General features: G+C 46.2%; 12 protein-coding genes. 8 read left to right on the forward strand and 4 right to left on the reverse strand.

Features of this window, described 5'->3' with window-relative positions:
• Positions 1 to 45 precede the first annotated feature (45 nt).
• Positions 46 to 1977 carry a squalene--hopene cyclase gene (shc, locus tag MIC7113_RS28650; RefSeq protein ID WP_015185681.1) on the forward strand — a complete coding sequence of 644 codons (1932 nt, stop codon included), beginning with the start codon at positions 46 to 48 and terminating at the stop codon, positions 1975 to 1977.
• 626 nt (positions 1978 to 2603) lie between these two features.
• Entirely contained in the window at positions 2604 to 3434 is an 831-nt protein-coding gene (locus MIC7113_RS28655; RefSeq protein WP_015185682.1) for a squalene/phytoene synthase family protein, read from the forward strand.
• Positions 3435 to 3511: 77 nt separating this feature from the next.
• On the opposite strand, the gene MIC7113_RS28660 is transcribed toward MIC7113_RS28655, so the two are convergent.
• A complete protein-coding gene (locus MIC7113_RS28660) occupies positions 3512 to 5140 on the reverse strand; it encodes a cyclic peptide export ABC transporter (RefSeq protein WP_015185683.1) in 1629 nt (542 codons plus the stop codon).
• A gap of 107 nt (positions 5141 to 5247) precedes the next feature.
• Between MIC7113_RS28660 and MIC7113_RS28665 the strand changes: the two genes are divergently transcribed.
• The 4 genes from MIC7113_RS28665 (at position 5248) to MIC7113_RS28680 (ending at position 14342) form a co-directional block, all read left to right on the forward strand.
• Entirely contained in the window at positions 5248 to 6225 is a 978-nt protein-coding gene (locus MIC7113_RS28665; protein ID WP_015185684.1) for a glycosyltransferase, read from the forward strand.
• 127 nt (positions 6226 to 6352) lie between these two features.
• Positions 6353 to 9616 (forward strand): two-partner secretion domain-containing protein, encoded by a 3264-nt coding sequence (locus tag MIC7113_RS28670; RefSeq protein ID WP_015185685.1) that lies wholly within the window; start codon positions 6353 to 6355, stop codon positions 9614 to 9616.
• Between the two features lie 67 nt (positions 9617 to 9683).
• Positions 9684 to 11582, forward strand: coding sequence for a ShlB/FhaC/HecB family hemolysin secretion/activation protein (locus tag MIC7113_RS28675; protein ID WP_226883552.1), 1899 nt, complete (start codon positions 9684 to 9686; stop codon positions 11580 to 11582).
• Positions 11583 to 11597: 15 nt separating this feature from the next.
• Positions 11598 to 14342: a CHAT domain-containing protein gene (locus MIC7113_RS28680; RefSeq protein ID WP_015185687.1), complete on the forward strand. Its 2745-nt coding sequence runs from the start codon at positions 11598 to 11600 to the stop codon at positions 14340 to 14342.
• Between the two features lie 202 nt (positions 14343 to 14544).
• Here the strand turns inward: MIC7113_RS28680 and MIC7113_RS28685 are convergent, their stop codons facing one another.
• Positions 14545 to 14796: a hypothetical protein gene (locus tag MIC7113_RS28685; protein WP_015185688.1), complete on the reverse strand. Its 252-nt coding sequence runs from the start codon at positions 14794 to 14796 to the stop codon at positions 14545 to 14547.
• A gap of 150 nt (positions 14797 to 14946) precedes the next feature.
• Here MIC7113_RS28685 and MIC7113_RS28690 point away from each other — a divergent pair, with 150 nt between their 5' ends.
• Complete coding sequence (locus tag MIC7113_RS28690; RefSeq protein WP_015185689.1) at positions 14947 to 16008, forward strand: L-histidine N(alpha)-methyltransferase; 1062 nt, start codon at positions 14947 to 14949, stop codon at positions 16006 to 16008.
• 86 nt (positions 16009 to 16094) lie between these two features.
• Positions 16095 to 17117 carry a spore photoproduct lyase family protein gene (locus MIC7113_RS28695; protein WP_041780261.1) on the forward strand — a complete coding sequence of 341 codons (1023 nt, stop codon included), beginning with the start codon at positions 16095 to 16097 and terminating at the stop codon, positions 17115 to 17117.
• 216 nt (positions 17118 to 17333) lie between these two features.
• Here MIC7113_RS28695 and MIC7113_RS33945 read toward each other — a convergent pair whose 3' ends face one another.
• Both MIC7113_RS33945 and MIC7113_RS28705 read right to left on the reverse strand, forming a co-directional pair.
• Positions 17334 to 18161: a BRO-N domain-containing protein gene (locus tag MIC7113_RS33945; RefSeq protein ID WP_015185691.1), complete on the reverse strand. Its 828-nt coding sequence runs from the start codon at positions 18159 to 18161 to the stop codon at positions 17334 to 17336.
• 551 nt (positions 18162 to 18712) lie between these two features.
• Positions 18713 to 20944 carry a caspase family protein gene (locus tag MIC7113_RS28705; RefSeq protein ID WP_015185692.1) on the reverse strand — a complete coding sequence of 744 codons (2232 nt, stop codon included), beginning with the start codon at positions 20942 to 20944 and terminating at the stop codon, positions 18713 to 18715.
• Positions 20945 to 21149 lie beyond the last annotated feature (205 nt).

Below are 21149 nucleotides of genomic sequence, written 5' to 3' on the forward strand. Positions count from 1 at the left end.
TATGATTCTGCCTTGTGTGGGGGTGTTACAGATAGACGGAAACCAATGCAGACACAAGACAAGGCTACAGCATCGAGATTAGCAGAAGCGATCGCTGCAACACAAAACTATTTACTCTCGATTCAAAATCCAGCAGGCTACTGGTGGGCTGAGTTAGAATCTAATGTCACCATCACCGCAGAAGCCGTTCTGCTCCACAAGATTTGGGGAACTGACACAGAACGTCCCTTACACAAAGTAGAACATTACCTGCGATCGCAACAACGAGAGCATGGGGGGTGGGAACTCTTTTACGGGGATGGTGGAGAGTTAAGTACTTCCGTTGAAGCCTATATGGCGCTCAAGTTGTTGGGGGTATCGGAAACCGACCCCGCCATGCTTCGAGCCAAAACCTTTATCTTACAACGGGGCGGAATTAGTCGCAGTCGCATTTTTACTAAAATCCATTTAGCCCTGATTGGCTGCTATAGCTGGCAAGGCGTTCCTTCTTTGCCACCGTGGGTGATGCTGTTGCCAGAGCAGTTTCCCTTCAACATCTACGAAATGTCAAGCTGGGCACGCTCAAGCACGGTTCCTCTCCTCATTGTCCTTGATCGCAAACCGGTGTTTCAGGTCAATCCCAGAATTACCCTCGATGAACTCTATACCGAAGGCAGGGAACATGCCCGGTTTGATTTACCCCGAAATTCTGATTGGACAGACGTATTTCTGGTTCTGGATAATGCTTTTAAATTCGCCGAAAGCCTAAATCTTGTCCCTTTTCGCCAAGAAGGCATCAAGGCGGCTGAAAAATGGATTTTAGAGCGGCAAGAAGCCACAGGAGACTGGGGGGGAATTATTCCCGCCATGCTGAACTCGCTTTTGGCGTTGCGTTGCTTAGATTATGATGCCGCCGATCCGATTGTCCACCGGGGATTGAAGGCAGTTGATCACTTTGCCATTGAAACCGAACAGAGTTATTGTGTTCAGCCTTGTGTTTCCCCTGTTTGGGATACCGCGTGGGTGATTCGCGCCTTAATGGATTCGGGTTTCTCACCGAAGCATCCTGCCATTGTTGGGGCGGGAGAATGGTTATTGAGCAAGCAAATTTTAGATTACGGCGATTGGGCGGTTAAGAATAAACAAGGAAAACCTGGTGCTTGGGCGTTTGAGTTTGAGAATCGTTTTTATCCCGATGTGGATGATTCGGCAGTGGTGGTGATGGCTTTACATCAGGTGCAGCTTCCGAATGAACGGTTGAAACAAGCAGCGATCGCTCGTACTGTAAATTGGATTGCCTCGATGCAATGTCAAGCTGGGGGTTGGGCGGCGTTCGATCTCAATAATAATCAGGATTGGCTCAATCAGTTGCCCTATGGTGACTTGAAAGCGATGATCGACCCGAACACGGCAGATGTTACGGCACGGGTGTTAGAAATGCTGGGGTGGTGTAACCTGTCAATCGATGCCAACCAAACGGCAAGAGCGATTGATTATCTGATTCGTGAACAAGAGGCGGATGGTTCCTGGTTTGGTCGTTGGGGAGTTAATTATATTTATGGAACCAGTGGTGCTCTGTCTGCCCTAGCGCTAATCGCGCCTCAAACTCACTCTCGGCATATTGAACGGGGTGCGGCTTGGCTGGCTGGATGCCAAAATTCAGATGGAGGTTGGGGCGAAACCTGCCGCAGTTACGATAACCCAGCTCTCAAAGGACAAGGAACGAGTACAGCTTCCCAAACCGCTTGGGCTTTAATTGGCTTAATGGCGGCGGGTGAGGCGACTGGAAAATTCGCTAGTGAGGCAATCGAACGGGGTGTAAATTATCTTTTAAATACCCAGCGATCGGATGGCACCTGGAACGAATCAGAATTTACAGGGACTGGTTTTCCTAGTCATTTTTATCTGAAATATCATCTCTATCAACAATATTTTCCGCTCATGGCTTTAGGCCGTCATCAAACTTTGTTGACTCAGCAGGGCGCAATTTCTGGCTAATTCAGTCCTCAGGTTGTAACTGTTGCAGGGCAACCCCAAAAATGCTGTCTTGACACTCTATTCAACACCCTCATGATTTACACTGAGTCTCTCTTACCTTCTCCATTTTCTCTCAGTTAAGGGAAGAATATTAGGAAAAGCTTTTACTCATGGGTTTGGGAGACTCTCAAGGTAAATCGAAAAACTAGAACTTTGCTAATGATTAGGTAATATCAGACTTTGTCACGGCGCAAAAGTTAGTTCTTGAGTATTCATTACCAGTCTATATTAGAGTCATACTTTGCCTGGGTCACCTTAAAGAGTTCTCGGACTTCAAATGTAATTTTGAACTGTTGTTTTGAATACATGGAGCCATAACATAAGTATAAAATCGTCAATTTAAAGCGAAAAATTAACTATCAATTATCTTTGATTTGTATTTTCTTAAGAAGAGAAATAAAACTCAAAATCTTAATATGAAAATCGTCCATATTTCAAGTATGATGAATGTTTCTGAACCTACCTTTTCTCCCTAGAGAAGCCCACCAATATATGGAGAAGTTGCTGATTTACCGACAACGAAAGTGACAAAAGAAGATATGTTGGATTGTAGTTTGGTGTAACAGTCAATCATAGGAGTGCAACAGATGGCTCTACGTGAAGATGCCTTAGAAGTTTTAGAAGAAACTAGCCGGACTTTTTACATCCCAATTAGTTATTTACCCTTGAGGCTGCAAGAAGCCGTTACATCCGCTTACTTATGTATGCGTGCCATTGATGAAATCGAAGATCATCCAAGCATCGATAATTCCTCTAAGGCAAAACTGTTGCGAATGATTAGCCTGAAGTTGCAAGCCGCTGTTGATGGCTTTGCGATCCATGACTTCTCTGACGGATTCAGTCTACACCAAGAGATATTACCAGAGGTAAGCATTCGGATTGGCGAATGGTCAAGTTTAGCACCTGTAGATATTGCGCCTCGAATTTGGGATGCTACGGCAGCCATGGCGGATCGAATGGCTTACTGGGCAGACAACAATTGGACGATTCAAACCGAGTCGGACTTAAATCGGTATACTTTTAGCGTTGCAGGTGCGGTGGGATTGTTACTCTCCGACTTATGGACTTGGTATGATGGGACGCAGACCAACCGGATGCAGGCGGTTGGGTTTGGTCGAGGCTTACAAGCGGTCAACATTCTCCGTAACCACACCGACGATTTGGCGCGTGGAGTAGACTTTTATCCCGAAGGTTGGAGTAAAGATGCGATGCAAGCCTATGCACGTCGCAATTTAGCCCTTGCCGATGCCTACACTAACGCGCTTCCAGAAGGTCCGGCTTTGACGTTTTGTCAAATTCCCTTATTGTTGGCTCACGGCACCTTGGATGCATTGAGTAACGGCAAGGAGAAGCTTAGCCGTAGTGATGTGCTGGCTCTCATTGAGCAGGTAGGGAAGCATGAGACAGTGATTGGATAAGCCGGCTAAAGCTAATCATGGGGCTGACGTTTGAACGTTAGCCCTAGGCTAGGGAGCTTGGATATCGGTTGAGTCATTTATGGGTGCGATCGCTTGTCAAACTCCACCATGCCATAATCCAGTTTTATCATGCGGTCTGCTAAATAAAAATAGTGGTCATCATGGCTGATAACGAGTACCGTTTTGCCCTTATCTCTGAGTTGGGGTAGAAACTGTGTGTAGAAGATTTCCTTAAATAAGGGGTCTTGATCTGCCGCCCACTCATCAAATAGATAAATCGGTCGATCTTCTAAATAGGCGGTTAGTAACGCCAATCGTTTCTGCTGTCCTTGAGAGAGGGCAGTGGTCGAAAGTTTTCCCTGTTCAACTTTAACTTTGCGGTCGAGTTGGAGTTGTTTGAGATAATCTTGAGCTTGTAGATCTACATCCGCTGGATTAAACCCCACAAGTCGATCAAATAGATAGAAATCAGAGAAAACCACGGAAAAGTGTTGGCGATACCATTCCCGATTTTGTTGATTAATAAGTTGTCCATCTAACCGAATTTCTCCTGTTTCTGGAATATAGAGTCCGGTAATCAGCTTTGCTAGGGTTGATTTACCACTGCCATTGCCGCCAATGATGAACAGTAATTCTCCAGGGCGAAGCGTTAGGTTAATCGGGCCAACGGTAAAATTGATATCTTCTTGCTCTCGTTGATAGGTATGAGTCACACCTTTGAATTCCAAGCTTTGCCAGGATGACTTGAACTCAGGTGGAATCATCGCCACTTCATGGCAACTCGTGAGCGAAAAACCTAATGTTTCAATCTTCTGTAAAGCCACATTAGCTTTACTAATCAGGGGAAGTTTGTTAACAATATTATCCATGGGGCCGATTAAATACGTGAAGGTCAAGACGTAGCCGGCGAGAGTTTGCAAATCGATTACGATGAGATTTGGCAGCACGAATAGGACTAAACCGATCGCGAAGAAAAAGATGAGTTTACCCCAGCTATCGGTAGTGGCAAATAAAGTTAGACCCTCGGTATTATGACGGCGGAAGTTAGTTGCTGTAACTTGCAAATCTTGGGTGAGGAAATCTTGACGGCGTTGATAGTTAAGTTTGAGTTCTTTCACTCCTTCGGTAATGGTGCGGAAGTGGTTAAACAGTTGGTCTTGTTCTTCGCGGGCGAGGGCAATCAATTGTCTTCCGCGTTTGAGCAGCACCCGACAGCTGCCTAATGCAATCACCGACAACACCACAACAATCAGAAAGACTTTCCAGGATAGCCAAGTGATATAGACTAAGCTTCCCGCAACAATGGCAACATTAATGCAAAGAAAAGGAATGACATAAACAGCATTAGAAATCGCTTGCACATCTTCCGTGAGGGTTGCTAACAGTCGGGGAAAACCCAGCTTTTCCAGATGGCTTAACTCCGTGGCGAGAATTTGACGACTCAGGCGCATTTGCAGTTGGAAGATGGCATTTTGGGACAGGTGAATCAGCACCACCCTCGCTAAGATACTGGTGAGGAGTGCAACCAGCGCCAATCCAGCAAAACCCCACGCGATCGCTCTTGAGGCGGAAGCCACACCACTACCCATCGCATAACCGATCAGCGCAATCAAACCCGCACTACTACCCCCACTCAAAAAACCGGTGACAATTGCGATCGCCACCATTCTCCAGGAAGAACGCAGGAGAAAGTAAATTAAATTCATGAAAGTATTAACTTTGTAATAGAAAACAATTATCAATGCTGAATGCCGAATGGACAATGAGCAACGACGCTTGATAATGGATTACTGAGAAGGGACAGGAGTCAGCGATGGGACAGGTACAGATACCAGGAGAGAAGCGGTTACCCAGTTTTTCAATCGTCTTAGAAACAGAAAACTTGGCGAATGCCGATCTTAAGGGTTTGTCTCAGTCTTTGGCATCACTGGCAGATCAAGATCTCGCGCCAACCCATGCCAATGAGGTTTGGCTGATTGATAGCGGCGATGCTCCCGCCAAGCTGCTAGAGCAACTTTGTGAACAATACCCCTGGATTAAAGTCCATCAAGTTCCTGTGGGGACTGGCTATTACAAAGCCAAGATGTTGGGTGCTGAAATCTCTACAGGAGAAATTGTGGTTTACTTTGATTCGGATTGTAGCTATGAGACGAACTGGTTAAGAAACATCCTGATACCCTTTACTCAAGGAGATGAGGTTCAACTTGTAGCTGGGGAAACGATGACACGGGGATTAGGAGTGTATGGAACCGCAATGGTACTCGCGTACATCTTTCCCCCCTATTCCAGAGAGCAAAACCTGACTCCAACCTCTCAATACTTCCTGAATAATGTGGCGTTTCGGCGTGAGTTTTTGCTGAAGCATCCTATTCCGATCGAGCTTCCTCTGTATCGCGGTAATTGTGCCATTCATGCTCACGAACTTTGTCAGCAAGGGTACACTCTTTGGAGACAGCCACAAGCGAGGGCAATGCACGCTCCACCATCAAGTTTATCCCATTGGTTTTGGCGGTTTTTGCTGATTGGTCATGATTATTATTGGCAGAATACTTTGTTGACTAAAGGGAATGTGGCTAAAGGGAGCTATCGGGATTCAATGGCTGGGATAAAGGAGAAGTTAGGCATTTTTCGCGATCGTTTCGGGAAAATGCTAGCACATGAACCCCGTCACCTAATTTATCTGCCTTTTGCTGTTCCAGTTGCGTTGATTACTTCCGCTTTAGTGGCTTTGGGTTATTTTATTACTTCTTGGAAGCTGAGTACAGCGTGGCAGAAATCAGTGACCCGATGAACACTAATTCAGATGAATTTCTGGAACTTGTATCTATCTAAAACGTGATTTTTTTATCCCCGCCGCAGAATTTTTTGGGGAAATAGGATTAAAATTATCTGGCATAACGGTATTGAGACCTACCGACATGGTGAAGAGCTGTCAGGGTTGGAGTGAGCGATTCGGCGTTGCGGCTGGGGCAATGAGGGGAGCGATTTCCTGTGGAGTAGCTTCGCTTCTAGCATTTTCCGGAAATCAGGTTTTAGCTCAGGTGACTTCCGATGGCACGTTGAACACGCAAGTAGAAGTCAACGGAAATACCTATAACATTACAAATGGCACACGGGTTGGCGGCACCAATGTGTTCCACAGCTTCGGCAGTTTTAGCGTACCGGTGGGCGGGAGTGTTAATTTTACAGATGTCGCTAGCTTCACGAATATTTTCGGGCGAGTTACCGGTGGCACTCCATCGGATATTCAGGGAACGATTCGATCCGTAGGTAGCGCCAATCTCTTTTTAATCAATCCCAGTGGAATTATCTTTGGCCCTAATGCTCGGTTAGATATTGGTGGCTCATTTGTGGGTACAACCGCAAACGCGATTCGCTTTCCTGGCGGTGGTGAGTTCTCCATGACTTCACCTGTTACTCCGGGTGATACGTTGCTAGCGGTCAATCCTTCTGCACTGTTTTTCAATCAAACTCCAGCGGGTGCGATCGTTAATCAGTCCATCGCACCCAATTCTACTGATTCCACCCTAAAAGATGGTCTACGAGTGCCTGACGGTCAGAATTTGTTTCTGGTGGGCGGTGATGTCAGATTAGAGAATGGTGGAACCGTGAGAGCGCTCGGTGGTCGCATTGAGTTGGGAGGATTGGCTGGAACTGGGGAAGTCAAGATTGAAGAACTAACCACTGGCAGCAACCCGCAATTAAATTTTCCCAATGTGGGATTGACGTTTCCCGATGGCGTAACCAGAGCGAATGTCTCACTCACCAATGGTGCAATCGTTGATGTCGTTGCTCTAGGCGGTGGCGATATAGCGATCAACGCTCAGAATATAGATGTTTCGGGAGACAGTTTCGTTTGTGCAGGGCTAGGAACAACGGCATCTTCTTGTGATACCCCAAGCACAAGTTTTGGGTCATCTAACCCAAAGGCAGGAAATATTGTAATTGATGCTTCAGGAGCGGTGAACATCAGGCAGAGTCGCATTGAAAACAATGTTAATCCTGGCGCGACTGGTAATTCTGACAATATATTTGATGTCATCGCTAGCGGAAATTTCTCTAAGCTCTTTGGCTCCATCCTCATCAGTACTGGGTCACTGTCGATACTGGATGGCGCTAGCGTGAGTACTAGTACCTTTGGAAATGGAAATGCCGGACTCGTATTTGTGGATGCTAGCGATTCTGTCACTGTTTCAGGCTACAGAGGAGAGCAAAGGAGTAGAATTGCTAGTGCTGTCGTGAATGGAGCTGTGGGCGATGCTGGCGGTATTTTGATCCGAACGGGTTCGCTTTCCTTAACGGATTATTCCCTGCTCAATAGCAGTACGGCTGGAATAGGAAACGCTGGTGCTGTGGTTGTCGAGGCCGATGGAGCCGTTTCACTCGTTAACGATAGTATCATCTTCAATAACGTGGAAGCTGGGGGTAAAGGTGCTAGTGGCTTAATTGACATCACCGCCGAGTCACTTTCCTTACTCAATGGCTCTCAACTGCAAACTCTAGCTCGGGACGTTGAAATAGGCAGCGCTGGAAGCGTAAAGATTAATGTCCGCGATACGGTCACGATTAGTGGACTAGGCAATCCCGCTTTCGGTAATCAAGGAGAGGCTTTGCCCAGTGCCATTTTCAGCAGTATAGGGTCTGGAGTTACTGGCAATGCGGGTAACATTCAAATCAGCACTCGCGTTCTGTCCTTAAGTGACGGTGGAAAGATAGACACCAGCCTGGGTGGATTTGGGACAGCCGGAAGTATTTTTATTAAAGCGACAGACTCTATCTCTCTAGCAAACGAAGCTCAGATTAGGACTGTTATTGAACAAGGTGCCACGCAGAGCGCAGGCTCTAGCAATCCTTTTGCTGGCGGTGTCGTTGATGCTCTCTTGGGCAAGGGGGGTGATATCACTGGCACAATCTTGATGTCTACCGGGACGCTTTCCTTAACAGATGGTTCTCGATTAGAAACCAGTACTCAGGGAAACGGTAATGCTGGAGCTGTAGTTGTAGCGGCTCGCGATGAAGTTTCTCTTAAAGGAGGAGTCATTAGTAGTGCTGTTGGCGAACAGGCTACAGGTAATGCTGGCGCAATTTTGATGGAAGTTGGGTCACTCTCCATTGCGAGTACCTCTACTAATGCGGCTGGATTAACGACTGAGACTGATGGGCAGGGAGATGCTGGACTGATATACGTGGTCGCTGACAAGGATATTTCCATCAGAGGGGAAGAGAATGGCAATGAAGTCGGCATCAGTACTGAGGTGGCACAAGGAAGCGCAAGCATTGGTGGTGCTATTCTCCTTGGCGCTAGGTCACTATTTCTCCGAGATGGTGCCAAAGTGAGTGTAGACAATCAAGGCTCAGGTGTTGCAGGTGATATTCTAATTAGTACTCGCGAAGACATTATTCTCAGAGATCAGTCAAGCATCAGAGCGCTCTCAGCCTCCGGTCAAGGTGGAAACATTTTTCTAGCCTCAGGAGACTTCTTAGTCTTGGTAAACCGTAGTCAGGTCTCCACTCAGGTCGGTGCTGGAGATGGTGGTGATGTTACGGTTGACACCCGATACATCATCACTGCTCCGTTCAACGATAACAATATCAGTGCTTTTGCTCAATCTGGAGCAGGAGGAGCGATTGATATTACAGCCAATCGCCTCTATGACATTAGGGAACGAGTCGATGTTCTTGTGAGTAATGACATTGATGCCACAGCTAGGTCTGGAGTTGATGGGACTGTGACCAGTAATGTCCTCAACGCCGACCCCACTCAAGGATTATCCAACCTACCCGCCAACCCCATCGACCCCACGACTCTAATTGCAGAAACCTGTGCTCCCCGTGGTGGTATCGCCGAGAGGCAAAAAAACCAATTTATTGTCACCGGACGCGGCGGTTTACCCCCTGACCCCAATGCGGCCTTCCCCGGTGAGGCAGTGGTCAATGATTTGGCAATCCCGGAGGAGGGAGAACCCAATACTACAGATGAACCCAATTCCACCAACCCCGACAGTCCTAATCTGGTAGCAACCACTTCCCCTCCAGAGGCAGACATCGTCGAAGCTCAAGGCTGGGTCTATGCCAAAAATGGCGATATCATCTTTACCGCTCAAGCCCCAACAAAGGCTTCAGCCCCGGTAACTCCTAACAATCCCATGCTCAAACCCGCATCTACCTGTAATGCTTTTTAAACTGCGCCTCAGCAGAAGACATTCCTTTTTGTCTCTAGGTTTATTGACCTTGACTAGCGGCTTGATCATGTCGCCGGCTCAAGCGCAAAGGGTTGACCCTGCCGTTGTCGCCGGGAATTCGGATGACATTCAATTACACAACGACCGTAAAAATCAGTGGTTAGGAATAGTTTTCGACAATAAAGATTCAGGGCAACTGATAGCCACTCCTGAAAACTCGCCCTTTTCACAGGAAAAGAAGATATTCACGACCACTTCTAATCCTTCCCTTCACTTCACCCCACTTGCCCAGCTTCCCACATTCCCCCCTGGACAAGATACACCGCCCCTTCCCTCGGATATCACTCCCCAAAGACCCACTCAACCCCTGCCAGAACCGTCGCCCCCGCCTTCAATCCCGGCTTCAGAAGACTTACTTCAGTCCCCCCCTCCAACACCGACAACACCTGAACCCGTCCCCGGTGAAGTCCCTGAAACCATTAACATTGAACGATTTGAGTTTGAGGGCAATACGGTCATCAGTGATGAAGAACTCGCTGAAGCCACCGCCAAATATACCAACCGCCCCCTGCCCTTTGGGGAAGTCTTCGAGGTGCGTTCTGTCATCACCGAACTCTACAGGAAACGGGGTTACATCACCTCTGGTGCCATCATCCCGCCCCAACGGTTTCGCATGGCACAAGGGGTGGTGAAAATCCAAGTGGTGGAAGGGGGATTAGAATCCATTGAAATCAGAGGCACGCGGCGGCTCAATCCTGAGTATATTCGCAGTCGGCTTGCCCTAGCGGCGGGTAAACCTTTAAATCGAAGTCAGCTGATTGAAGGGCTACAACTGCTGCAACTTGACCCCTTAATTCAAAACCTATCGGCTGAATTAACAGCGGGGACACGTCAGGGGTCGAGTTTGCTCATCGTACAAGTCGAAGAGGCGAAAACTCTCCATCTTGACCTGTCTCTGAATAATAACCGCTCGCCTACGATTGGCACGTTCGAGCGTCGATTGGACTTTACTCAAGCCAACTTGCGGGGACAAGGGGATAGTCTCAATATCGGCTATAGCAATACCAATGGCAGCAATACCCTGGATGCCACGTACACCTACCCCCTCAACCCCCGGAATGGCACCCTCAGCTTCAGCACCAGTTTCACACTGAGTAATGTCGTCGAGTCTCCCTTCAACCGGATTGATTTGGATGCCAATTCGCGTTACTTTGCGCTAACTTGGCGTCAACCCCTCCAGCGCAGCCTTTCTGAGGAATTTGCCATTGGCGCATCGCTGACGAATCAGAAAAGTAAAGTCACCATTTTTGATGTTCCCGTCAGACTTTCCCCAGGAACAGAAGAAGATGGCAGTACTACTGTTACCGCCTTGCGCTTTTTCCAGGAATGGACGCAGCAAAGCAACCGTCATGTCTTTGGCGTTCGCTCCCAATTCAGTCTCGGACTCGGTTTCTTGGGGGGTACGGTTAACGAAGATGCTCCGGATAGTAACTTTTTGGCTTGGCGGGGTCAGGTTCAGTGGGTGCGTCTTTTGGCTCCCGAAACCTTGTTAATTGTACGAGGAGACTTGCAATTAACAACTAACGCACTGTTGCGATTAGAGCAGTTTGGACTCGGTGGTCAAGATACTATCCGGGGTTATCGTCAAAATGTATTCCTCTCCGATTATGGGGCATTGGCTTCGGCAGAAATTCGCATCCCCATTATGCGTCTCCCCCGACAGAACGCACTTTTGCAAGTGGCTCCCTTCCTCGATGTTGGAGCCGTCTGGAACAGTTCAGGAAATCCCGACCCTGAACCCGATCCCAATTTTCTGGCCTCTGTGGGACTCGGTTTAAGGTTCCAAATGAGCGATCGCCTTTCGGCTCGTGTTGATTTCGGTATTCCCCTAATTGATGTGATTTCTAGTGAAAAAACCTTACAGGAAAAAGGTTTATATTTCTCTATCGGTTACCGCATTTTTTAATTCTTATCAATACAAATGTTGAAAAATATTCTTGGTTTATTTGTTTTTAGAAAACCGCGAAGAGATAAAGCAATAAACTCTAGTCTGGGCGACTGTAAGTCGCGCCTACACGAACAAAGTCCGCCGACGCGGACTGTTGAAATATTACAAGGGATTTGGAATAAACTCTTTTGGTATAAACGAAAAACGACAAAAACAGTTTTTGTTTTACTCTTTATTACAACTTTTTGTTTCGTCCAAACCTTTCCGTGGCTATTAGGAAAAACTCTGCCAGTTGTTGCCCAGACACCTGCGGCAGTAACCAATACCCAACAGACAACGAATCCAGAAGCCCTAGTAGAGGAAGCGAAAAAACTCTACCGAGAACAACAGTTCCCAGAAGCCTTAACCCGTTTACAACAAGCGGCTGATGCCTTTGCTGCGAGAAAAGATTTACTCAATCAAGCGATGAGCCTTGACCTTCAGGGGCAAGTTTACCTCGCTCAAGGACAACCGGCAATAGCTGTAGAATGCTTCTCAACGGCGGCGTCCCTGTATGAGCGAGGAAAAGACCAAACAGGCGAAGTCAAAAGTCGAATTAATCAAGCCCAGGCATTTCGTAAAGCGGGATTTTATCGCCGTGCATTGGACATTCTTGAACAGCTAAAGGAAAATCTGCCTAAGGAAATTGAACCCCAGCTTAAAGCAATTGTCTTACGAAGTTTAGGGATTACTCAACGATTAATTGGTGATTTGAATGAAGCGCAACAGAATATAGAGGAAAGTTTGAAGATTGCTGAAAGCTTACCCTCATCAGAACAAAAAGAACATGTTAGCTCTGCTTACTTGGTGCTAGGAAATATTGCTAAAGACAAAAGTAAAACAGCTAAAGAACGAGGTGAAATAAGCGCAGTCGAGCAGCCCTTTCAAGAGGCGATCGCTTATTACCAAAAAGCAGCAGAAACAGCGACGACACCAATCGCCAAAATAGAGGCTCAACTTAATGAACTGAGCTTATTTGGCGATCAAGACAAACCCTTCACCGATGCAGAGCGGGAGTTATTAGGGCAAGTTCGAGAAACAATTGATCAATTACCTCTTGCTCATACAGCCGTACATGCTCGAATTAACTGGGCACGGATGGTAATGGAACCGAAAAATGAGGCAAAGGTTAGTACTCAAGATATTACCCGACAACTGACGATCGCACTTGAACAAGCCCGAAAACTTCAAGACACCCGTTCCCAATCCTACGCCTTAGGACAGTTGGGAGAACTTTACCAACAGTTAGGGCAGTTAGAGCAAGCAGAGAAAAACACAAAACAAGCATTAGCGATCGCACAATCCCTCGGTGCAGGTGATATTACCTATCGCTGGCAATGGCAATTGGGACAAATTCTCAAACAACAGGGAAAATCGGAAGGTGCGATCGCATCTTACGGTGCGGCGGTTAAAAATCTTGAATCAATTCGTAGTGATTTGGTTAAGCTTAACCCTGATGCTCAATTCTCTTTCCGAGATAGCGTTGAACCGGTTTATCGAGAGTATGCGGGGCTATTGTTGCAATCCAAAAATCCCGAAGATTTGAAGAATGCTCGTACAGCGATTGAATCCCTTCAGCAAGCCGAACTCGTCAATTTCCTGCGAGAAAATTGTATAACCTCTAAGCCCGAATCGGTTGATAAAATTCTGGCTGAGGCTGACCAAAAAGCGGCGCTAATTTACCCCATTGTTTTGCAAGATAGCTTAGAAGTTGTGGTAACGCTGCCGGGGAATCAGTTGAGACACATTACGATTCCCCAACCACGAGGTGAAGTTCAAGGCATCTTTACTCGACTGCGGCAATCGATTATTCGTGAGGGAGACGGAGTTCGGGGCGCTGAACCCATAATTGTCTACAAGCCTGGTGCTGAGCGGGATCGATATTTAGAACTGGCTCAACAGGTCTACAACTGGCTCATCCGGCCTTTTGAGCAGGATATCACAGCCAGTGGAATCGAAACCCTTGTCTTCGTCCTAGATGCTCCCCTGTTGAACCTGCCACTGGCTATCCTTCACGACGGTGAGAAGTTTTTGGTGGAAAAATATGCGATCGCTCAGACTCCAGGACTGCAACTTTTAGATGCCAAACCTTTAGTAAGGGGGCAACTTACAGCGCTTAAGGCTGGACTGTCTGAAGCCAAAGAAGAAAAAATAGGAAACCCCCCAAAAACATTGCAATTTCAAGCACTGGAAAATGTAAAGCTGGAATTAAAAGGAATCCAGTCAGAGATACCCGGTGAACTCATCCTCGACGAAGAATTTACCAACGCTAAAATTCAACGAGCCATTGAATCAACTCCTTTCCCCATTGTTCATCTGGCAACTCATGGTTTGTTTAGTTCTAATACTGAAGAAACCTTCATTCTCACTTCAGATGGCCCTCTCAACATTGACCAACTCAAGCAACTGCTGCAAGGTAGAGAAGAAGATAGCAAAAAAGCCATTGAGTTACTCGTACTCAGTGCTTGTGAGACAGCCGTTGGCGATGAGCGAGCCGCGCTAGGATTAGCGGGAGTAGCGGTCAAAGCTGGAGCACGCAGTACCTTGGCAACCTTGTGGCAAGTCGATGATGAAAGCACATCTAAATTAATGATTCAGTTTTATAAGGAGTTGAAAGACACGCAAGTTAGCAAAGCCAAAGCTCTGCGCCAAGCTCAACTTTGGCTCATGCAGCAGGATAATCAGTACAAAAATCCTTACTACTGGGCACCTTTCATTTTGGTCGGAAATTGGCTTTAAGAGTTCGTAGTAAGCGCAAAGAGTGCTAAAGCGATGACTAATATCATGTCCGGTTGAATACTTACACTCTGGTGGCAACAAGGCAGAGGACAGAGGGCAGAGGGCAGAAGGAAAGAGGAAAGGTCGAAGGAAATGATAACTGTTTAGTCGGACATGATATAACACCCAAACTCAATTCAGCAAGCCCTAACCAGGTGAACGATTAGAGGGACTCAAACATAGCTGTAAAGCCGTCCAGAGTCATGCACTCTTCCACAAATTCTTCAGTATCGCTGACGCTTTCGAGCTGATATTCCATGATGCGTCGCTCATCGTCCCGCATCTTTTTAGAAGACAAGGGAGTGGCAGGATATTTAGCGGCGATCGCCTTAAAGGCTGTAGCAGAGTTGCGCCAACTTTCAGCAGAACATTGGATAATCACTCGCCACATAATTAAAGATCCCGTTACGTTCATTGCACCAGTAGTCTGGAAACCATTGTGTCATGATTTTGGCGTAACCTGTCTATCCGGCGTATAATTTATCGGCTCATTCATGAGTGCCTTTTGGCAAATCCGTCTGTTTGAACATCGTTCAATACATCAGAAAACCTAAAAACGAGAGCAATGACTAAAAAAATCGATAGCAATTCCCAACTTCCTTTATCAACATCAACGGCTGGCTGTCGCATCGCTCAACCCAGTTCTGAGTTTTACTCAATTTTTTCGCAAGAAGAAATTTTAGGGATAATTGATGCTTTGGAACTTCGGCGAGAAATTCCTTTAAAATATTCTTACAAAGGTAGAGGGGGTAAAATTTGGGATAATTTTTACCTAAAATATATTACGCCTAGATGGTATAGAGCATCTAGTACTGAAATTGACCTTTTAAAAGAGAATTTTGAATGCATTAACGATTATGCCCAAAATTGTCAAAAGGTCAATATTGTAGATGTAGGCGCCGGAAATTCATATCCCGTAAAAGAATTTGTTACTAGACTTAACAAATTGGGTCGAATGAATAAATATATAGCATTAGATATTAGCGAAGAATTGCTGCGCGTCTCTAGAGAAAACTTTAAAAAATGGTTTCCTAAAATCGACTTTTCAAGCTATCAAATTGATATAGAAAATAATTTTTTGGCAAAAATATTATTAGAAGATCAAGCTAACCTTGAACCGGAACATACAGCCCAAATTTTCTTCCATTTAGGTGTAACCATGGGCAATCATCAAAATAGAGCTGGAGTATTCAGAAACTTTAGGGACAGCATGAACAAGAATGATTTATTGATATTCACTAATGAAATTGGTTCTAGTTCTCAATGGGATGGCAGAGCTAGAGGGGGTCTTAAATATCATGTAGAACCTGTGTATAGCTGGATTAAAAACGAGCTTGGGATTAGAGCAGAAGATTGTGAGTTGGTAAGGAAGTATGATGATAAAATAGATAGTATAGTTGCCACTATAAAACTCCATCATCCTTATACTCTAAATTTCAGTTTTGGAAAAATAGATAAGAGTGTAGAAATGGCGGAAGGTGAAGAGATTACGATTTGGAGACAGCATAAGTATGAACTACCTGAACTTCAACAAGATATAGAACGATCTGGGCTGCAAATCGTTCACTACAGTACTGACAAATACTTATCCAATGTGATGGTGATTTGTGAGGTTGCCAGCCACTAGCCTTCAAATTAATAGGAAAACAATTGTCCAACCCAATCGTAGAAAAGCCGAAGCTAGAACCCCAGGCGCGTGAATCAAGATTGTGGATGCCTGAGCGTGTCTTATTTACACCTGCTGCATTGGCAGAACCTTGGGGTCAACAAATTTTGTCTCGCGTACAAGCGTTGAATTTGCCGATTGAGGAGCTACCTCGAAACCGCCTCACAGGTCTGCGTGGTTCCGATGAGCGGGAAACTTACAATAACAGTAAGCGTACTCTTGCCGTTGTGACCACACCGCCCAGTGCGTTCAAACTTAGCCCCATTCCACCTTCGGCTGACTGGCAGTTTCACATTGCAGAAGGTTGTCCAGCGCACTGCCAATATTGCTACTTGGCGGGGAGTTTGTCCGGCCCACCCGTTATCCGTGTTTTTGCCAACTTACCCCAGATCTTAGACAATCTGACGAAGTACGAGCAAGCGGGTCACAGGACAACTTACGAGGTGAGTTGCTACACTGACCCCTTAGCGATCGAGCATCTCACGGGCAGTCTGGAGATGTGCATCCGCCATTTTGGGACACGAGAGAAGGGATATCTGCGTTGGGTGTCGAAGTTCGATGCCGTGGATAAACTGCTCGACTTGCCACACAACAGCCATACACGCTGCCGGATGAGCGTCAATGCAGCCCCGATTTCGGGTCGGTTTGAGGGCGGTACAGCATCGGTGAGTGCCCGACTTCAGGCTTTGCGGCGGTTGGCGCTGCCCCGCTCAAAAGGCGGCGGAAGTTACCCGGTGGGTTTAGTGATTGCGCCGATTATGCCCATAGAGAATTGGAGGTCACATTATCATCGCCTGTTTGACCAGATCAGCGAAGCACTTGATTTTGAGTGTGACCTTACTTTTGAGTTAATCTCCCACCGCTTCACACCAGGGTCGAAAGAAGTGCTGCAAAAATGGTATCCTCACACCCAACTGGATATGGATGAGGCAACACGTAGCATCAAGCGCAACAAGTTCGGCGGTACGAAGTATGTTTACAATGCTGACACGATGAAGCAGTTGAGATGCTTCTTTGAGAGTGAGATTGCTAAACGCTTTTCCATTGCTCGTGTTCTGTACTGGACGTAGAAGTGGGTGCCTCCCCCTTTTGTCACAATGCCTAACGATTAAAGGATTTTGTTGGTCAATTGACGAGGGGGCTGACCCCTCCCCGTATCGGGGAGGGGCTTTCAAGCTCCCCCTTTCCTTGTTGGGCACCGGAGCGATCGCCGGAACTCATACGAGAACTTTACTGAGGATGAGGAGGTTGGGGGGTAGGATTTAATCTCCTTCCTCCTTACCCCTTCAAGACTGGGCATACATTGGGAGGAGTTCCCCTGTACTCGTTAACAACAGCACTTCCGACGCGATGGCATATAGCTGCTCAATCAATCCCAAGTCTTCACAAATATCCAAGGGCTTACTGTTCTTTTTGTTTCTGGCACGAACCCTTAAATCGACATGGTAGCGATCGCGAAATTCTGCATACAAGTGTCGCCATACCTCACGATAAGATAAGCCATTGGCAACGGCATATTCTCGTACTAATCGATTGATTTTAGCGCGAGTCGAAAGAGCAGAAGCCTCGACAGTAGGAGGGCTGAGTTTCTTGATAGAAGGCAGCTTTTCTTCTCGGATTGGGTCGATGGCGTGAAGCTTCTTGGTTAATTCCTGGACTTCAGAAACTTGCCGTTGAAGTTCCACACTCTGCTGTTGATAGGATGCGATTAAAGCCGTCATCATCTGTTGATTCTGCTGTTGGATAGAATTCAACTGTGACATCAAATCATTCTGGTCTTCTGAGCGAGAATAGCCGCCTGTCTCCCGCACTGAAGGGAGTATCTCATGATTAATCCAACGTTTGAATTGTTTGGCTTCAGCCTTATGAGATTGGCTAATCAAGGCATAAAGTCCAGCTTCGGTAACAGCTAGAACTTTTCTCATTCTGCCCAGTGAGTCGGGGATGAAGACGGTGTCTTTTTCATCTTCGTCCAAATTTAAGACGGCATCCCGATAATTTTTAATACCCAAGGCTGTGCATGTATCGACCGCAATCCATAAAGGCCGTGCTGGAGTACCAAATATGCGTATATTTTTCCCTTCAAAATTGAAGAGACCTAAGTTAGAGTTCATAAGTAAGACTCCTTTATTGCAGAAGTACGTAGCCGTTTATCTAGGCCAATGAGTGATTTTCAATTCCAGAAAGATACTTTTCTAACAGGCACTCGAAGAACTAGAATTTGGAGGATTGCTTTTGTCTCTTCAACCCCGTATCTCTTTGATGGAATAATTAGAACTGATTACGCCTTAATCTCATCTTTTTCGTTCATTTTTGGCAGAGACTAACGGGTCTTTTCATCTCTATTAATTTTAACAAATCTGGATGAGATTGCCCACTTCAAAGAGTGGATCAACAGCCTATTTCAAGGTTGTATCCAACAAACTAACAGAACCTTTCAACTGAGCTATATCACTGCCGCTAGCATCGGAATTAACTGAACTCAAAGTCCAAAACCTCTGCGCCCCTCTGCGTACCCCTCTGTGACCTCTGCGTTAAAAAATATATATATTATTCCAATGCTCACAGAGTCGATATTATCTTCCGAGTTTCGCGGGTAAATCCGCCTTTTAGCCGTACCAAAAATGAACCAGCTTATCTGATGGAGAATCTACCCAACTTAACTTCATTCCACTACCTCAACGATAGTGGAAATAGCCGCTAATTGGTTTGTCGATACCGCTTGATTTCCTTTAGGAATAAGTTGCGGTGCAGCGCCGCCGGAACGGGAATTATTATCGATGTCCCCCAGTAAATTTCCGATAACATCTATCGGTTCATCTTCCTGTAGAGCCACAGGGTTTCCATTACGGGAGCCCGTCCTTCTAGCTATGCTCTGCAATCCCTTCAAAGCGGTGCGTAACGGAGCCACACTAGCCAGAACTAACACTTCAAATGTACCTGCCGTGTCCCCCACATTCCATACAAAATTATCCTCTGGCTGAGGGACAATTTTCGATTGTCCGGGGGCAACCAAAGATTTTTCTTCGGGGGCATCCCAATCGAGGGGAAACAAGTTGATAATTTCTCCAGATCCAGTAATAAACAGCAAGCTCACAAAGATATTCCGACTTTCATTGTTTTTCACTTGAGCTTGGATATTGCTTCCTCGTTTAAACTGTAACTTTTGAGTATTAATCACTCCCGGTGGGAGTGGTGATTGGCTATTTCGGGAGCCTCGACTGCTAACCGTGCCGGAAGTACCCTTGCCATCTACAGCTTGAATGGAAGTGGTGACATTTAACTGAGAGGAATCACCATTATCAAGGCTTTTTAAAATGCGTCCTGCCAGTAACACCTTAAGTCTTGGACGCAGTCGCGTTACAGCATTTTCAGCGGTTTCTCCCACCCGACCAAAGGAACCTGAAATGGGCGCTTTGCCAGCCGTAAATAACCCTAAGGAACCCACGGGTGGAGGATTAGATTCTCCCTGTTTTCTCCAAGATTGGATGTCCTCTTGGGTGACCTTTCCTAACAGATAGTCAACAGTATTTCGTTGTTCAACTGAAACAGGTTCAATTCGTTTTTGCCCCTGGAGTGCTGCCTGTACCTTGGCTTTTTCTGCACCCAGCGTCTCATCCACGCCAACTCTTAGGGTTAAATTTGTGGGAATTCCCCGCACCTGTTCCCGCAATAAAGTTCCCTCTTTTACCATTCCCGATTGAGGGGATTTAATAACTTTGCCGTATCCTACTAATTCGACGCGGGATTCTTGCTGAATTTGTCCCTGTTCCTGTCCTTCATCATCAATGATGCTGAAAATCGCTCCTTTTTCAAACGCTTTCAAACTTTGAGACGCTATCCCACCCAGCCAAAATTCCACCTGGTCTCCTGTTACTTTCCGAATTACGGCTTCAGCAGCGGGTCGAGTTTTTTCTAAAAAGTAAAGGGGTTTATCACCATTGTTACTTCCCTGCTTTTCTTCAAATTCTGGTATTTGGTACATACCCGAAGATTTAGCTACATCTTGAGTGCGAAGAGCTAAATTCTCAAAGACAGTTTTAAAGGAACGGTTGCCCGGTTCTTGCCAGAGATAACGGGTCAAAAGATAAGTAAAAGCACCCGCATGAAACCCGTCAAAGGGGGCGTCCGTTGCTAATTGGTCGCGTGCTGCGGAGGCAATGACAACTCCCTTAGCCACTCCCTTTTCACGCACTTCCTGAAACTTTTGTTTGGAGTCATATAACTTTGAAATCCACTGTTTCTGATACTCCAATTCTTCAGGGCTAGCATCGAGGGTGACATCACTACTTTGACGAGCCGCTCTCGCAATTAAGTTACCGCGCTTACCCCCTCCGGAGTAACAGCAATCGAGGACAACCGTGAGATTTTCTGTGGGCAGGGCAGACATTAATAAAAATAGAGTCTGACCCATAATATCGGGAACAGGAGTAGCGGAACTGGTTGCCGATTCAGGTGGGCGATCGCTAGGCACCATCGTACTATTAAATGGATCGTTCCCAATCGGGTCAGGGTCACGCACTCGCGAGCCATGTCCGGAGTAGTGAAAAACCACAACATCTCCTGATTTAGCTTGTTTAATTAAATGCTCCTCAAAAGTGGTCAGAATTCCCTCACGAGTGGCTTGGGTGTTCGTCAGAATCTTAACGTCATTGGGGTTAAAACCAAAGCGATGAACCAGGAGTTCTCGCTGCATTTCCACGTCTGTCAGGCACCCTTGCAACCCCCCTAAAGCCGTTGGATATTCATTAATTCCTACTAACAACGCCAGTTTACGGGGAGTACTTTGAGCCAGCACTTGGGCATAGCGATGGGCTTGTTGCGTCAAGTCCAGTTGACTTAAGCCTAAGCTAGCGAACAGAGAACTGCTAAATTGTAGGAAATGACGGCGTTTCATAAGTTCTTGGATAAAACGGGTGGTAGATGAGATTTAGAGCGGTTGGTTAAAAGATAATATTTCTAATCCCTTTTTATCTCTGATTATGGAGAGCTTATGCAAAAATTACCTCGACGACTGAGGGTGTGCGTGAGTCGCCATGAACACTATTCTTTGTTATTTAGCTAATTTAATCGATTAGAGTGAATGATAAATCTGAATGACG

Source organism: Allocoleopsis franciscana PCC 7113 (assembly GCF_000317515.1).
Classification (GTDB): domain Bacteria; phylum Cyanobacteriota; class Cyanobacteriia; order Cyanobacteriales; family Coleofasciculaceae; genus Allocoleopsis; species Allocoleopsis franciscana.

What these genes read in the sequence shown, in the direction of transcription:
- MIC7113_RS28705 (WP_015185692.1), bottom strand. Translation starts at nt 20,944, where the DNA reads ATGAAACGCCGTCATTTCCTACAATTTAGCAGTTCTCTGTTCGCTAGC.
- MIC7113_RS28665 (WP_015185684.1), top strand. Translation starts at nt 5,248, where the DNA reads ATGGGACAGGTACAGATACCAGGAGAGAAGCGGTTACCCAGTTTTTCA.
- MIC7113_RS28680 (WP_015185687.1), top strand. Translation starts at nt 11,598, where the DNA reads ATGTTGAAAAATATTCTTGGTTTATTTGTTTTTAGAAAACCGCGAAGA.
- MIC7113_RS28675 (WP_226883552.1), top strand. Translation starts at nt 9,684, where the DNA reads ATGTCGCCGGCTCAAGCGCAAAGGGTTGACCCTGCCGTTGTCGCCGGG.
- MIC7113_RS28655 (WP_015185682.1), top strand. Translation starts at nt 2,604, where the DNA reads ATGGCTCTACGTGAAGATGCCTTAGAAGTTTTAGAAGAAACTAGCCGG.
- MIC7113_RS28690 (WP_015185689.1), top strand. Translation starts at nt 14,947, where the DNA reads ATGACTAAAAAAATCGATAGCAATTCCCAACTTCCTTTATCAACATCA.
- shc (WP_015185681.1), top strand. Translation starts at nt 46, where the DNA reads ATGCAGACACAAGACAAGGCTACAGCATCGAGATTAGCAGAAGCGATC.
- MIC7113_RS28660 (WP_015185683.1), bottom strand. Translation starts at nt 5,140, where the DNA reads ATGAATTTAATTTACTTTCTCCTGCGTTCTTCCTGGAGAATGGTGGCG.
- MIC7113_RS28695 (WP_041780261.1), top strand. Translation starts at nt 16,095, where the DNA reads ATGCCTGAGCGTGTCTTATTTACACCTGCTGCATTGGCAGAACCTTGG.
- MIC7113_RS33945 (WP_015185691.1), bottom strand. Translation starts at nt 18,161, where the DNA reads ATGAACTCTAACTTAGGTCTCTTCAATTTTGAAGGGAAAAATATACGC.
- MIC7113_RS28685 (WP_015185688.1), bottom strand. Translation starts at nt 14,796, where the DNA reads ATGAACGTAACGGGATCTTTAATTATGTGGCGAGTGATTATCCAATGT.
- MIC7113_RS28670 (WP_015185685.1), top strand. Translation starts at nt 6,353, where the DNA reads ATGGTGAAGAGCTGTCAGGGTTGGAGTGAGCGATTCGGCGTTGCGGCT.